Here is a 14,172-nt window from a genome sequence, read left to right as displayed (position 1 = left end):
CGGGTGGACGGGCGGGAAGCAGTCGGCCCCGACCGGGGCGGGGTAGGGCCTGGCGGGTCCGGTGCCCGCACCGGTATGCTCCCCGCCGATGACGACTTCCTCTCTCACCAGATCGGAGGCCCGGTTCTCGCAAGGTGAGTGCTGATGCACTCCCGAGCCGCGAGTCCGGACCTTCGTCCGTCCTTCTGGCCGCACGTGCGCGAGTTCGCCGTGCCGCCGTCCATGATCGAGGTTGCCACCGCCCGTCGGGCCGTCGGGGACTGGGCCGGGGCGTGCGCCGCCGCCCGCGTCGACGCCGACGTCGACCTGCGCTTCGTGGCCCGTACCCACGGTCGGGAACTCGCCGACCGGCTCCGCGCCGACCTTCGCCACCTGGCTCCCGACCTGCTGCGCTGGCATCTACCGAGGATCGCGCCCGACGGGCTGCTGCGCCCCGGCCTGACCATTGCGCTGGCCCGCTACGACCGGGGCGGACGCCCCGCCGACGCGGTGCACCTCGTCATCCGGACGCCACCGGCCTGGGCCGACGCCGGTCAGCGGTTCAGCCTGGCGCTGTGGGACGGGTCCCGTTCCGGCTCCGGGCCGTGTCGCCATCCGCACCCGCACCCCGACCGCCGGTTCCGCCTCGACCTGCACCGCCACCTGTGGGACGCGCGGCGGGCCGGTGAGCTGCGCGTCCGGTCGGGGGCGGACCGGCCGCCCGAGGACGGCCCCTGCGCCGTCCTACCGGAACCGCTGGCGACGGCCGGGCGACGGCGGGGCTGGGCGGTGCAGCGGTGGTCCGCCGAGGCAGCCATCCTGCTGCGCGCCGAGGGGCGGGCCGCTGGCCCGGTCGTCGTACGGGTCGGGGCGCGACGCCACCTGCTGCTGGAGGTGGCGGCGGCCGGAGACGGTCCCGGCCCGCCCGAGGTGCGGACCGCGTCGTCGCCCTCGCGAAGCCGCGTCGGGACGCACGGGTCCACGCCGGTGTTGCCCGACGCCGCGACCTGGGTGTCGCCGGACCTGGAACTGCTCCGCACCGGGTCGATCGACGCCGGCCGGCTGCATCCGCTGGTCGCGTCGGCCCTGGCACCCGGCCGCCCGGCGGGGACCGCGCCCCGGACGACGGACCGGGCGGGACAGCCGGGCCGGGTGCGGTGCCGGGGAGCCTGGCACCGGATCGGCCTGGCCGGCGGGACGCTCGTCGCGCTGGACCACGACCCGGCCGAGGTGCGCCGGGAGGAACTCCTGGCCGCGTTGACCGGCACCCCGCTGCCCTGCCTCCAGGCGATCGACGAGGCGCACCGCCACCCGGAGTGCCTCCCCGAGGTCCGGGCCCGCCTGGACCACGGCGACACCGCCGGCGCGCTCGCCGTCGTCGAGGCCCTGCTCGGACCCGACGCGCGGGTGCGCGACGGGGCGCTGCGCAACGAACTCGAGACGGCCGCACTGCGGCGGGTCACGTACGGGCTGTTCCGGGCGGGACTGGCCGGGACCGGCCCCGGCCCCGCCGCCGCCGAGCGTCGCCGTACCCGCGACCGCCGCTCGCGTCCGCGCCACGGAATCGCCCGCTGACCGAGGGCCTTGGCCCCGCACCACCTCGCTCTTCCACCCGCCACGAGAAACCACAGGTGATCACCATGCCCCTTGCCGTCGACCGGACCCCCGACCCGCAGCTCGCCGTCGCCGCCGAGCTGCTCTCCCTGTTGCGCGACACCACCACCGAACCCCGATCCGACACGCAGCTGGAGGCACTGACCCTGGCCGTGGCCGCCGACCTACCCGTGCTGTTGTGGGGTGAACCGGGGATCGGCAAGACCGCTGCCCTGACACAGCTCGCCGAGGCGCTGGACCTGCCGCTGACGACCGTCGTCGCCAGCGTCCACGAGCCGTCCGACTTCTCGGGGTTGCCGATCGTCGGCGACGACCCGGCGACGCAGGGCGTCCCGATGGCGCCGCCGGACTGGGCCGTACGCCTCGTCCGCGCCGGCCGCGGGCTGCTGTTCCTGGACGAGCTGTCCACCGCCCCGCCGGCCGTCCAGGCCGCCCTGCTCCGCCTCGTGCTCGAGCGACGGGTGGGCGCGCTGCGGCTGCCGCCCGGGATCCGGATCGTGGCCGCCGCGAACCCCCGATCCTCGGCGGCCGACGGCTGGGAGCTGAGCCCACCCCTGGCCAACCGCTTCGTCCATCTCCAGTGGGTCCACGACCACGAGGTCGTGGTGCGCGGCCTGGGCGGGACGTGGCCCCGGACCGCGCTGCCCCGGCTGTGCCCCGACAGGTTGCCGGAGGCCGTCACCTTCGCCCGGCGCGCGGTGTGCGGGCTGCTGTCGGCCCGCCCCGCGCTCGTGCACCGGCTGCCCGGCAACGAGACCCGCCGGGGCGGCCCGTGGCCCTCGCCCCGTAGCTGGGAGATGACCCTGCGCCTGATCGCCTTCGCGACCGCGGCGGGCACCTCCCGGGAGGTGCTCTCGATGCTGGTGCGGGGCACGGTGGGCGACGGCCCGGGGCTGGAACTGCTCGCCAGCATGGACCGGATGGACCTCCCCGACCCCGAGACGTTGTTGGCCGACCCGGCGGCTGCGGTCCTGCCCGAGCGGGGCGACCTGCGGCAGACCGTGCTGGACGGCGTGGTGGAGGCCGTCCGCGGGCGCCCGGAGAGGGGGCGCTGGGACGCCGCGTGGGCGCTGCTGGTCCGGGCGCTGGAAACCGGCCCGCCGGACCTGGTGGTCGTTCCCGCGAGCACGCTCGCCGCCCTGCGCCGCGAGGACTGGGACGTGCCGGCGGCGATCGAACGGCTCGCCGGGGCGGTGTCGGTGTCCCGGCGAGCCGACCAGACCCGGCTCGCCGCCGCCGCGGGAAGCGGCCGGTGAGCCCGGGCCCGGGGACGCTGGACCGTGAGAAGCTCTTCGCCGCCCGGCTGCACGCCGTCCGGGTCCGGCCCTACCTGGCGTCGGCGCTGTTCGCCCTGCACCTGGTGGAGTCCCGCCGGGTGCCGACGATGGCGGTGGACCGGCACTGGCGGTGCTACGTCTCCCCGGTGTTCGTGGACCGGACCCCGGTCGAGGAGCTCGCCGGGGTGTGGGTGCACGAGGTCTCGCACCTGCTCCGCGACCACCACGGGCGCAGTGACCGGGTCGCGCGGGAACGGGGACTGACCGGGCCGGGGGAGCGGCTACGGATGAACATCGCCGCCGACTGCGAGATCAACGACGACGTGTTCGGCGACGGGCTGACCCGGCCCGACGGCGTCGTGGACCCGGCGACGCTGGGGCTGCCCGAGGGGGAGCTGATGGAGGACTACCTGCGACAGTTCCGGCTCGGGCCGCGTACGCAGGGGTTGGTCTGGCTGGACTGCGGCAGCGGCGCCGACGGGGCGGAGCGGGAGTGGGACCTGGGGCCGGACGGCGCGCAGGGCCTCAGCGCGCAGGAACGCGACGCGGTGCGGTTCCGGGTGGCGGAGGGCATCTCCGGGCGTCCCGGGGACGTCCCGCAGGGCTGGCGGAGGTGGGCGGAGGAGGCGTTCCACCCGCCCCAGCCGTGGCGGGACCTGCTGGGGGCGGCGATCCGCTCGGCGGCCTCCGGCGCGGGCGCGGGCGAGGACTACACGTACGGCCGGCCGGCGCGGCGGTCCGCCGGGGTTCCCGGCGTCGTCCTGCCCAGCCTGCGGCGCATGCCCCCTCGGGTCTGCGTGGTCGTCGACACCTCCGGGTCCGTCAGCGACGCCGAACTGGGCAGCGCGCTGCTCGAGGTCGCGGCGATCTCCCGCGCCGTGGGCGGCCGGCGTGACCTGGTCACCGTGCTGTCCTGCGACGCGGCGGCCCGGACCGTGCACCCGCTGTGCCGCGCCGAGGAGATCCCCTTGGTGGGCGGGGGCGGGACGGACCTGCGTACGGGCTTCGCCCGGGCGTTGCGGACCCGGCCCCGCCCGGACGTCGTCGTGGTCCTGACCGACGGGCAGACGCCCTGGCCGGCCGCGCAGCCGCCCTGCCGCACGGTGGTCGGGCTGTTTCCCCGCCGGCACACGTACTCCGGATCGTGGAACGAGGACGATCCCGACTACGTGCCGGACGCGCCACCCGAATGGGCGCGGGTGGTGGTCATCGGGTAGGCACGCACGCCGGGGCGGCGTCACGAACCGCCGAGGCGGGGCATGACCGGGCGGACCTCGACCGGGGCGCCCGGCCGCCCGCCCGCGCGCGAGCGGTACTCGGGGACGCCCACGCAGGTGAAGAGCAGCGCCGCGAGGTCGTCCGGCTCGCCCAGCAGCCCCGGGACGTCCGAGTCGAGGAAGGTCATGCCCGAGGCGCCCGCGCCCAGGGCGTACGCCGCGAGGTGCAGCCGGCCCTCGACGAGCCCGGCGGCGAGCTGGGCGTCGCGGTAGGCGCGGTCGTCGAGGGCCGACAGCGGCGCGGCGGCGACGACGACGTAGGCGGCGTCGCCGGCGAGCGCCTGGTCCAGGCAGACCCGGAGCAGCTCGTCGCGCAGGTCACCGGCGCGCAGCGGCGTCGAGAGGTCGGGCCACCGGTAGAGGCCGGGCGGCACCCCGTCGACCCCGTGCACGGCGACCCAGTGCGGCACCGGCACGCCGCGCAGGGCCGCGGCCAGGGGCCATTCCAGCAGGATGCGCGGCAGCGTCCGGGACCTGTCCATCCGCCGCTGCGAGCCGCGCCGGCGGACGACCTCGTCGAGCGGGTCGGACGGCGGGTACGCCGGCAGCGGCTCCGCCGACGGCCAGGGCGCGCCGAGCACGTCCCACTCGCCCGCGCGCTGGGCGGCGGTGCACAGCGGCAGCTCGACCGGGGGCAGCTCACCGGGGAGCGCCGGCCCGGTGGGCCCGATCGCCGGATCGCCGTCGCCGAACGACAGCAGGGCCAGCGGGTACTCGTGCACCCCGTCCGCGCCGACGAGCGTGCGCACGGTGGCGTCCGGGAAGAGCGACCGCAGCCGCGGCGACAGGCCGGCGCTGTCGGCGGCCGCCGACAGTTGGGCCAGCAGCGTGCCGGCGTCCCAGTAGAGGTGTCGCCAGCCGCGCTCGGCGTAGCGCCACCCCGTGCGCCACGGCACGCCCGTGACCACCAGCGTCGTGACCGCCCCGGTCGCGGCGGGAGCCACCTGGACGAGCGCGTGCCGCCGCGCGTCGTACCAGTGCACGCCGTCCGGCACCCCCGCGACGCCCCGGGTGCTCGCGTAGACCTCCAGCGGAAAGCGCGCCCCGGCCGAGCCGGCGGCGCGGTAGAGGAAGGGGCGGCCGTTGCGCTCGGCGGTGCGCACGACGCCGGCGCCCAGGAAGAGCACGCGGCCCAGCTGCGCCGCGTCGAGGGGCTGCGCGGGGGACGCGACGCCGGCCAGCACGGCGGTCGCGGGGACGCCGGGGTCGGGCAGGTCGCGCGGCAGGGCGAGGACGGCCAAGCCGTCCGGGTAGCCCTTCATGGGCGGCGGCAGGGTCTCGGGGTCGTTCGGGACGAGGTCGTGGCGGACGCGCGGATCGTCCACGGGCACGTCCCACTCGCGGCTCGGCTCGTAGGACGTCAGCCGGTGCAGCAGCCCGGCGCCGGTGTCGAGGTCCATCCGGCCATCCTGCCAGCGCGGAGCGCCGGGCGGTGGCCCCGCAAGCGGTCGCGGGTCGGTGCGGGGACCGCCGGGCGGCCGGGGTGGCCGGCGGAGCCGCCGCCGGCCACCCCGGACGGTCCGGCTCAGATGCGGGCGCCGACGTCCGCGCCGTTGGCCGGGCGCAGGAAGGAGGAGGTGGGGATGGCGCCGTCGGGCGTACGGGGACCGGTGATCGTGGCCGGGTCCGTGCTGGCGAGCGCCCACGTCCCGCCGAGGTTCCACGAGTTGCCGGAGCCGGTGGAGCCGCCGAGCGACACGTCGGTGGTGTTGCCGACCGCGAGGTTGCGGGTGAGCACCGAGGTGGAGCGCGAGACGTTGAAGCCGTCCCTGCCGTTGTCCCAGGCGGTGTTGCGTTCGAAGACCAGCGAGCCGGGGTTGCCGTTGTCGATGAAGCCGCCGGCCGAGTTGCCCCAGGCCATGCTGTTGCGGGTGACGTGGGCGACCGCCGGACGCGGATCCGTGCCGCCGCCGTTCTTGAAGCCGTTGCCGTCCCCGGTGTAGTCGGGCAGGCCCCAGTAGTTGTAGCCGTTGTCGTAGGCGACGCTGCCCTCGACGAGCACCGGCGACAGGAACAGCCAGGCGTCGAAGCCGTCGTCGGCGTTGCGCCACAGCCGGGCGCCCCGGACGACGTTGCCCGTCCCGGAGCCCTCCTTGATCGCCAGGCCGTCCGCGCTCTCGCCGTTCTTGCGCGGGTCGCGGTTGCCGTAGCTGTCCAGGTCGATGATGTGGTTGCCCGACGAGGCGCCCTGCAGGTGCAGGCCGGTCTCGTAGTTGTCCCGGGTGACCAGGCGCTCGTAGCGGCCGTTGTTGGTGTCCACCCCGAAGATGCCGTACGGGCCGTTGACGATCTCCAGGCCGACGAACCGCCACCAGTCGCCCTCGACGTGCAGGGCGCCCCGGTCGGCCCGGGGGATCGAGGATCCCACGGCCCCGGGCGTGTACGGCATGTTCTCGCCGTCGATGACCACGCGCTCGCCCTGGTGGGCGGTGAGGGTGATCGGCTGGGACTGGCTGCCGTCCTTGAGGATCTTGATGGTGCTGGTCGGGGCGTAGGTGCCTCCGCGCACGACGATGGTCCCGCCGGGCTGGACCAGGTCGTGGGCGCGCTGGATGCTCCGCAGGGGCTCGGCGAGGGTGCCCGGGGCGGCGTCGTCGCCGTTCGTGGCGACGACCAGGGTGCCGGCGGCCGGTGGCGGTGTCGTCGGTGGCGGTGTGGTCGGTGGCGGCGGTGTCGTCGGGGGAGCGGTGGTCGGGGCAGGGGTGGTCGGCGGGGTGGTCGGGCCGGTGCCGCCGGAGCTGACCACCACGTCGTCGAAGCTCGCGCCGGCGTGGGCGGTGACCAGCGCGATCCGCCCGGCGCCGGTCAGCGTGGCGTTCGCGTCGCCGACCCGTACGCCGTCGACGAATCCGCGCACGGTGCTGCCGGCGGCCTCGATCCGCAGCGTGTGCCACGCGCCGGTGGAGCCGACGCCGGCCGCCGAGCCGAGCACGGTGATCGCACTGCCGTTGACGGCCTGGAGTTCCGCGCGACCGTCGGCCAGCAGCGACAGCCGGTACATCTTCGTGGAGCTGCTGGCCCGGGCGGCGATGGCGACGAGACCGCCGCTGCCGTACGAGGCCGGCTTGACCCGGGCCCGTACCTCGTAGTCGGTCCAGCTCGTCTGCCCAGCGAACATCCGGGCCAGCTCGCTGCCGGTGTTCGACTGGCGGAGTACCGGCGAACCGTCGGTGGTCACCGACCAGGTTCCGCCCGACTTCGACCAGCCGCCGCTGTCGCCGTCGCCGAAGTCGTCGGAGAAGAGGGTGGCGGCGTGGGCCGTCGAGACCATGGTCGCGGCCAGGGCGAGCGCGGTCGCCGACACGCCGACCGCGGCGACCGCGCCGCGGGTACGTCTGATGCGCCTGTCACGCACGGGGGTCCTCCTGGTGCGGTACGGGAGCGGTCGCGGTCGGCCGGCGGCGGCGGTGCCGCCGACCGGCGGGGCGCCGGACCACGCGGGAAAGGGCTTTCCCTCCCGTGACGCTAGGGCCGCCCGGACATCGACGTCAACGTTCGTCGATTGCAGGAATGTTGCACCCGGGCGCCGCCCGGCGGCGCCTCTCAGCCGCTCTCCACCTCGGCGGCGTACTCGCTCAGCGCGATCCGGTTCGGCAGGCCCGTCTTGCCGAGCAGGCTGGACACGTGCCGTTCCACGGTGCGCGGGGACAGGTGCAGCCGGCCGGCGATCTCCCGGTTGCTCAGCCGCCCGACCAGCAGCCGCAGCACCTCGAACTCCCGCACCGTCACGCCCACCGACCGCAGGCCGGAGGGGATGTCGCCCGCACCGGAGCGGCGCTGCGTCATGCGTACGCCCGCCTGGCGCAGCAGGGCCCGGCAGGCGCTGGCCACGGCCGGCACGTCGCTGCGGTGGAAGTGCTCCTCGGCGGCGCGCAGCCACTGCACCGGCGTGCCCCACCCGTCGGCGAGGGCCGACTCGCACACCAGCCGCAACGCGAGGTGCCGGCCCATCGCGTACGGCGCCCCGGCCCGCATCGCCTCCGCCGCCGCCTCCGCCGCCTCCTCCGGCCGACCGGACCGGCCGAGCAGCACCGCCTTCGCGAAGAGGGCGAACTGCAGGTCCCAGCGCAGCCTGCTCGCCGAGTCGCCCTGCACCGCCTCGTACGCCGGCCAGCCGGCCTCGCCGGACGTGACCTGGAGCAGCAGGTGCAGGCCGTGCCGGCCGGAGAGGTGGAAGACCGTCGGGCTCTGCGCCTCGGCGTGGAACGCGCGGGCCAGTTCGTCGAGGGCGCGGGGCCGGTCCTCCTCCAGCAGCGCGCAGAAGGCCCTGGCCAGCCCGTGTACGCGGGAGGCGTGCAGGGCCTGGTCGCCGCTCCACCGGCGGAACTCGGCCAGCGCGTGTTCCATCTCCCGGCGCCGCCCCTGGTGTGCCGCGAGCACAGCGCTGACCAGCAGCACGTACTGGGTGGTCTCCAGCAGCTTCAGCCGGGTGGTCGCGGCCAGCACCTGCTGGACGAGGGCACCCGCGGTGTCGAAGTCGCCCCGCAGCACCGCGTGCAGGGCGAGGCTGGCCTCCGCCTGGTGGCGCGCGGTCACCGCGCCGGCCTGGGAGGCCCGCTCCCGGGCCTGTTCGAGCCGGTCCAGCCGCGCGTCGCGCAGCGCGTCGTCGTTGCCGAGCCGGATCAGTGCGTGGATCTCCCAGATCGGCAGCCGGTGCTCCGCGGCGATCGCCAGGGCCCGTTCCAGGCACCGGGTCGCCTCCGCCGGATCGCGGTGCCGGATCAACGCGCCGAGCAACTGCCAGGCCTGGCAGGCCACCACCGGCAGGGGGACGGTCTCGGCGACGGTGGCGGCCCGGCGGGCCAGCGCCTCGGCGGTGGCGAGCTGGTCCTGCCCGGCGGTGTCCAGCACCAGGTGGGCGGCGACCACGTCGACCGGCGCGGTGTCCTCCGCGGCGGCGTCCGGGCCGAGCAGGGCGCGCGCCTGCTCCACCTGTGCCAGCCCCTCGGCCGAGCGGCCGGCGACCGTCGCGGCCCAGGCCAGCCGGGTGTGCAGCTGCGCCCGCCGGCGCGGATCGACGCCACCGATCTGGTCGAGGGTGCTGACCGAGGCGAGCGCCCGCTCGACCAGTCCTGCCTCCGCCAGGGCGTGCAGCAGGGCTTCGAGGGCGGCCGCCCGGGCCACCGGGTTCTCGCCGAGCAGGCCGATCGCGCGGTCGAGCAGGGCGACCGCGGTGGTGGCGCCGCCCTGCGCGATCGCCCGCCGGCCCGCCTCGGTGAACAGCCGGCCGGCCGCCTCCGGGTTGTCGGCCTCCAGGTGCAGCGTGGCCGACACCTGGCACCATTCGCCCGGCAGGCCGGGGAAGACCGCCGCCACCGCGTCGGCCATCCGCTGGGCGAGCCGGGCGCGGTCGGCGGGGCCGAGGAGACTGAGCAGCGCCTCCCGGGTCAGCCGGTGCCGGAAGGCGTACCAGTCGGTGAGCTGGTCGTCCACCGTGACCAGCCGCCCGGCGACGTCGCCGCACAGGTGGTCGAGCACGTCGTGGTCGCTCAGCCCGGTGGCCGCCTGCACCACGGCCAGCGGGAACCGCTGGCCCAGCAGCGCGCCCATCGAGAGCAGCTCCCGGGCCTGGGGGCCGAGCTGCTCGACCCCCTGCGCCATGCCCCGCGCCAGGGTGCCCGGCAGGGCGGCGGGCAGTTCCTCGGACAGCCGCCAGCCCTCCGGGCCGCCGATCAGCAGCGCGCCGTCGACCATGCCGGCGACGAGTTCCTCGATCAGGAAGGGGTTGCCGGCACTGCCCGTCGAGACGAGGGCGTGCGCTGCCGCCGGCACCTGCTCCGGGTCGGCGTCGAGGCAGGCGCCGACCATCTGCCGCAGCGCGTCGTCGTCGAGCCGGCCCAGCTCGATGAGGGTGCACTGACCGCGTTGGGCGGCCGAGCGGGCGATCGTCGACGCCGCGCAGGGCTCCGCCCTGATCGCCCCCAGCAGCAGGGTCGGTTGCAGGGCGAGGTTGTCGATCAGGTACTCCAGCACGGTCAACGTCTCCGTGTCGGCGTCCTGGAGGTCGTCCAGCAGCATCAGGCAACCCCGCCCCGCGCCGGCCACGCCGGTCAGCCGGAGGACGGCCTCGGCGAGGATCACCAGGGACGCGTTCTCCTGGTCGGCGGGCGGCCGGCCCCAGTCGGGGACGAGCCGGCCGAGGATCGGGCCGTACGGCCCGAGCACGGTGGGGTCGACCGGCCCGGACCGCAGCAGTGACAGCAGCGCCTCGGTGAGGGGTCGCAGCGGCACCGCGGTGCCGATCGTGCTGCCCCGGCCCCGCATCACCCGCATGCCCGCCGCGGTGGCCAGCTCCGCGACCCTCGACGCGAGGCGGGACTTGCCGACGCCGCTCTCGCCCACCACGAAGACCGCGCCGCCCCGCCCCGCCCGCGCCGATTCGAGGCTGTTCAGCACCGCGCGCAGTTCGGCGTCCCTGCCGATGAACTTCGAGGAGCGGTACACACTGCGCACGCTATCCGAGGAGGCAGGCCTCGCCCAACGCGGTGCTGTCGACGCCGGTCCCCCGAACGGCTACTGCTCCGTCGTCACATCGGCTTCTCGGGGCAGCAGGTCGTCAGCGGCGCGGCGTCCGCCGCCGCGCCGGCGTCACCGACGAGACCGCCGATCACCATGCCCACGGGCACGACCAGGCTGGCGAGGGCCGCCGCGCGGATCCCGAAGGTCACGACGGGCTGCAGCCACATCGCCCCGGCCGGGTCGTCGACGGGCGCCGCTGAGTCGGTCTCGTCGACACGGCACGGGGGGAGCTGGTTCTCGGACAACTGTCATTCCTCCTGTTGGTGACTTCGTGGGTCGTTTCCGGAGCTGGCGGCTCCTCTGGAGATCGTCGTCGGTCGCCCGGCGGACCTCAACCCGAGGTGCGCGGTTCAGGGGTCGGTTCCAGCAGCAGCACCGACGGCACCGGCCCGGCCCCGGAGAGCCGGAGCAGCCCGTACCCGATGCCGGCGAGGCCGGTGAGCAGACCGGGGGTGGGCACGTTGCCCGGGGTCCCGCAGGACGCCCCGTACCGGTCGACGGCGTCCAGGATCCGGCCGGCACGTCGCCGGGCCGCGCCACCGTCGAGGACACCCGTCGCCTCGGCGACGCCCAGCTCGCCGTGGCAGAGGCTGAGGTCGTCGAGCAGCGGACGGTCGGTGAGCAGGCGTACCGCCTCGTCGGGGGCGAGGGCGTGGTGGGCGAGCGTCAGGCCGGCGGCGCCGCGACACCAGCCGTACCCCGTTGCCCCGTCGCCGCCCGGGGTGCCGGCCCGGCGCAGCGCGCGCCGGCCCGCCCGCGCGTACCGGGCGCCACCGGTGCGGGCGTGGCGGCCCAGCGCCCAGCCGATGCCGGCCACCCCGTCGGCGAAGCCCACCCCCGTCGGCAGTTCGTCCCGCTCGATCGCGTCCACGAGCCGGTCGGCCCAGCCCCGGGCGAGTGACGCCGCCGGCGCGTGGCCCAGCTCGGCGTGCACCGCGTCCATGGCGGCGAGGCAGCCCGCGCCCCCGTCGGCCCAGGCCACGGCCGCCGAGCCCGCGCTGGCGGCGGTGGCCAGGTCGACCGCCGCGCGGGCCTGCCCGGCGAGCTCGGGATCGGCGAGCAGGGTGGACAGCCGGGCGAGCCCGTACGCGATGCCGCCGAGGCCGTACAGCCCGCCGGGGCCGATCGCGGCGACCAGGTCCGGGCGCGCGTCGAGCAGCTGGAACAGCCCCGGCACCCCGGCGACGGCCCGGTGGGCCAGCTCGGCGTAGCGGGCGGTGCCGGTCACCGCGGCGAGCTGGCCGAGGAAGAGGGCGACCCCGAGGTGCCCGTTCGCCAGCCCGGCCCCCATCGGCAGGACGAGCCACTGCCGGTCGTCGACCAGCTCCAGGCCGAGCCAGTTCACCCGGTCCGCGCCGGTCACGCTCCGGGTCTGGATCTCGTCGGCGAGCGCGCACGCCGTGGCGAGCAGCCGCTCCGGCGACGCGGCGGCGTCCGCGACCGACCGGGACGTCGGTGCGGCGGCGTGCCGGCCGTCGACCGGGCGACGGGTCGCCAGCGTCGCCGCGACGATCCACTCCTGGTGCCGCCGGTCGGCCTCGCCCAGCGCGGCGATCTTGCCCAGCGCGGCGTCGAGCCCGCAGCGGGCCAGCGGCACGGGCAGCGGCCCGCCGTCCCCGGCGACCCGGACGGTCCGGCTGCCCGGAGTGCCCTCGAACAGCGGGACGTCGCCGGCCCACAGCGCGGCGACCTCGTGCCGCGGGAACTGGGCGAGGAAGGGGTGCCCGGCCACGCTGGACCAGAGGACGCCGAACGCGCGGTCCCGCTCCAGCGCGTCGCCGAGCACGTCCGGGTGGGTGGTCTCGGTGAGCAGGGTGTGGTACGCCGAGGTGGGCCGGGCGACCAGCCGTACCGGGACGTCGGCGCACGACGCGACGAGTTCGGTGAACTCCCGACGGTGCGCCCGGATCGTCTCGTACGCCTGCCGGAACCCCTCGCGCAGCGCCGGCTCGTGGGCACCGGGATCGACCAGGGCGTCGCCGACGCGGGGTCGGTTGCGGCCGCCGGCGAAGTCGACGGCCCGCCGGGTCAACCGCATCCGGTCGGTGCCCGGGTCGGCCCAGTCGAGCGCGCTGACGGGTGCGGTCCCGCCCCGGTCGCCGCCGACGCCGGACAGGTCCATCGCCCCCTGGTCGCCCACGACGATCACCGGTATCAGGCCGGTCCGGTGCACCGAGGCGGTCAGCAGGTCCGCGGCCGGGTCGCCGGTGCCCACCGGCTCGCCCAGCGCGGGGTGGAAGAGCGTCTCGGTGTCCACCACGACCGGCGTGTCGCCGGCGGCGATCAGGTTCTCGTAGTGCATGTCCGTGGCGTGCAGGGCGTGCAGCAGCGCGACCAGGGCGCCCTGCCGGCGGTAGAACCCGTCCGCCTGCCCCGGGTGGCGCAGCGCCGTCGCGTCGACGTACGCCGACCAGCCGTAGCCCGGTCGGGTCAGGGCGGCGACCCCGCGTAGCCCCAGCCCCGGCGCCCGCTGCTCCAGCCAGTCGACGAACCCGGTGAAGCTGACCTGGGAGGCCAGGTCGCGCGGCTTGTAGACGACGCGCCGGCCGTCCGCGAAGCGCAGCACGCTGGTCGTGCGGCCACCGGTGTGGGCGTCGCCCAGGTTGCTGTCGACCGCGACCAGCGGGCCGGGGTCGTCGCCGCCGAGCAGGGTGCCCACCAGGTCGTCGCGGTCGGCGACGAACCGGGTCAGGAGTTCGAGCCCGGACCGGGCGGCCGCCGTGGCGGCCTGCGCCAGCAGGCGGGCCAGCACGGGATAGCGGTCGACCAGCTCGGCCAGCCCGGCGGGGTCGCAGAGCTGGGCCACGAAGTCGGCGAAGCGGGCCCGGCCGTCGGCGCCGGCGAGCCGGCCGGCGGCCCGGCGTCGGTGCAGCTCCGAGACCAGCGTGCGGGCCGCGACGGCGAGCAGGCGGCGACCCAGTGCGGCGGCGAACCGGTCGGTGAGGGCGGCCAGGTCGACCGTCCTCTCCGTCGCGATCCGACGGGCCCCGACGAGAAACCGGTCGGCGGCGATTGCCACGAACGGTTGCAGGGGCGCGGTGAGGGCGGCCCGCCAGTCCGCCTCCTCGGCCGACCGCCAGTCCGCCTCCTCGGCCGACCGCCGCGACGCCGCCGCGGCGGCCAGGGCCGCCTCGACGGTCTCCGCCCACGCCGGGCGGGTCGTCCTGGCGGCGAGCGCGGCCCGGTCCTCGGCCAGCAGGTCGCGCAGCCCCGCCTCGTCCAGGCCGACCTCGGCGAGCCGCGCCCCGAGGCCCGGCCCGTGCCCGTCCCGCCACCGGTCCAGCCGCCGGCCGGCGTCGTCCGCGTCGTGCGGTGCGTCGGCGGAGCGTCGGCCGGGTGCGCCCGGCGCGCGTTCGTGCAGCGCGAGCCCCGAGGCCCACCAGTGCGGGGCCAGCCGTACGCCGGAGCAGGCGTGATCGGTGGCGCCGGCCAGGGGAGTCGAGGTCACCGTTGCACGGTGCCAGAGCGGGGCGCGGAGTTCATGAGTGGAAACTACTCACATTCAT

8 protein-coding genes are annotated in these 14,172 nt (G+C 76.5%); 3 read left to right on the top strand and 5 right to left on the bottom strand.

All coding sequences use genetic code 11. The features are described from left to right. Nucleotides 1-144 precede the first annotated feature (144 nt). The 3 genes from ACLQ20_RS31120 to ACLQ20_RS31110 all read left to right on the top strand — a co-directional run bounded on the left by ACLQ20_RS31120 (nucleotide 145) and on the right by ACLQ20_RS31110 (nucleotide 4,087). The gene (locus ACLQ20_RS31120; protein ID WP_425858337.1) at nucleotides 145-1,554 is read left to right on the top strand and encodes a hypothetical protein; all 1,410 of its coding nucleotides are present in this window, start codon (nucleotides 145-147) and stop codon (nucleotides 1,552-1,554) included. 65 nt (nucleotides 1,555-1,619) lie between these two features. Continuing rightward, nucleotides 1,620-2,849 carry an AAA family ATPase gene (locus tag ACLQ20_RS31115; RefSeq protein WP_370518923.1) on the top strand — a complete coding sequence of 410 codons (1,230 nt, stop codon included), beginning with the start codon at nucleotides 1,620-1,622 and terminating at the stop codon, nucleotides 2,847-2,849. Then, a complete protein-coding gene (locus tag ACLQ20_RS31110) occupies nucleotides 2,846-4,087 on the top strand; it encodes a DUF2201 family putative metallopeptidase (RefSeq protein WP_425858336.1) in 1,242 nt (413 codons plus the stop codon). The genes ACLQ20_RS31115 and ACLQ20_RS31110 overlap by 4 nt, the downstream gene beginning before the upstream one ends. A gap of 20 nt (nucleotides 4,088-4,107) precedes the next feature. Here the strand turns inward: ACLQ20_RS31110 and ACLQ20_RS31105 are convergent, their stop codons facing one another. The 5 genes from ACLQ20_RS31105 to ACLQ20_RS31085 form a co-directional block, all read right to left on the bottom strand. Then, complete coding sequence (locus ACLQ20_RS31105) at nucleotides 4,108-5,547, bottom strand: hypothetical protein (RefSeq protein WP_425858335.1); 1,440 nt, start codon at nucleotides 5,545-5,547, stop codon at nucleotides 4,108-4,110. 125 nt (nucleotides 5,548-5,672) lie between these two features. Further along, nucleotides 5,673-7,502, bottom strand: a complete 1,830-nt coding sequence (locus tag ACLQ20_RS31100; RefSeq protein ID WP_327028810.1) for a right-handed parallel beta-helix repeat-containing protein — start codon at nucleotides 7,500-7,502, stop codon at nucleotides 5,673-5,675. 188 nt (nucleotides 7,503-7,690) lie between these two features. Beyond that, nucleotides 7,691-10,591 carry an ATP-binding protein gene (locus ACLQ20_RS31095; RefSeq protein WP_425858334.1) on the bottom strand — a complete coding sequence of 967 codons (2,901 nt, stop codon included), beginning with the start codon at nucleotides 10,589-10,591 and terminating at the stop codon, nucleotides 7,691-7,693. Nucleotides 10,592-10,674: 83 nt separating this feature from the next. Then, on the bottom strand, nucleotides 10,675-10,911 hold the full coding sequence (locus ACLQ20_RS31090) for a hypothetical protein (RefSeq protein ID WP_132240737.1): 237 nt from the start codon (nucleotides 10,909-10,911) through the stop codon (nucleotides 10,675-10,677). 86 nt (nucleotides 10,912-10,997) lie between these two features. Next, nucleotides 10,998-14,114: a type 2 lanthipeptide synthetase LanM family protein gene (locus tag ACLQ20_RS31085; protein ID WP_425858333.1), complete on the bottom strand. Its 3,117-nt coding sequence runs from the start codon at nucleotides 14,112-14,114 to the stop codon at nucleotides 10,998-11,000. Nucleotides 14,115-14,172: the final 58 nt, after the last annotated feature.

The organism is Micromonospora sp. DT46, from assembly GCF_049841735.1.
GTDB classification, from domain to species: domain Bacteria; phylum Actinomycetota; class Actinomycetes; order Mycobacteriales; family Micromonosporaceae; genus Micromonospora; species Micromonospora reichwaldensis.
Note: the sequence above shows the minus strand (reverse complement) of the source record. Positions and strands in the feature narration are given on the sequence as shown.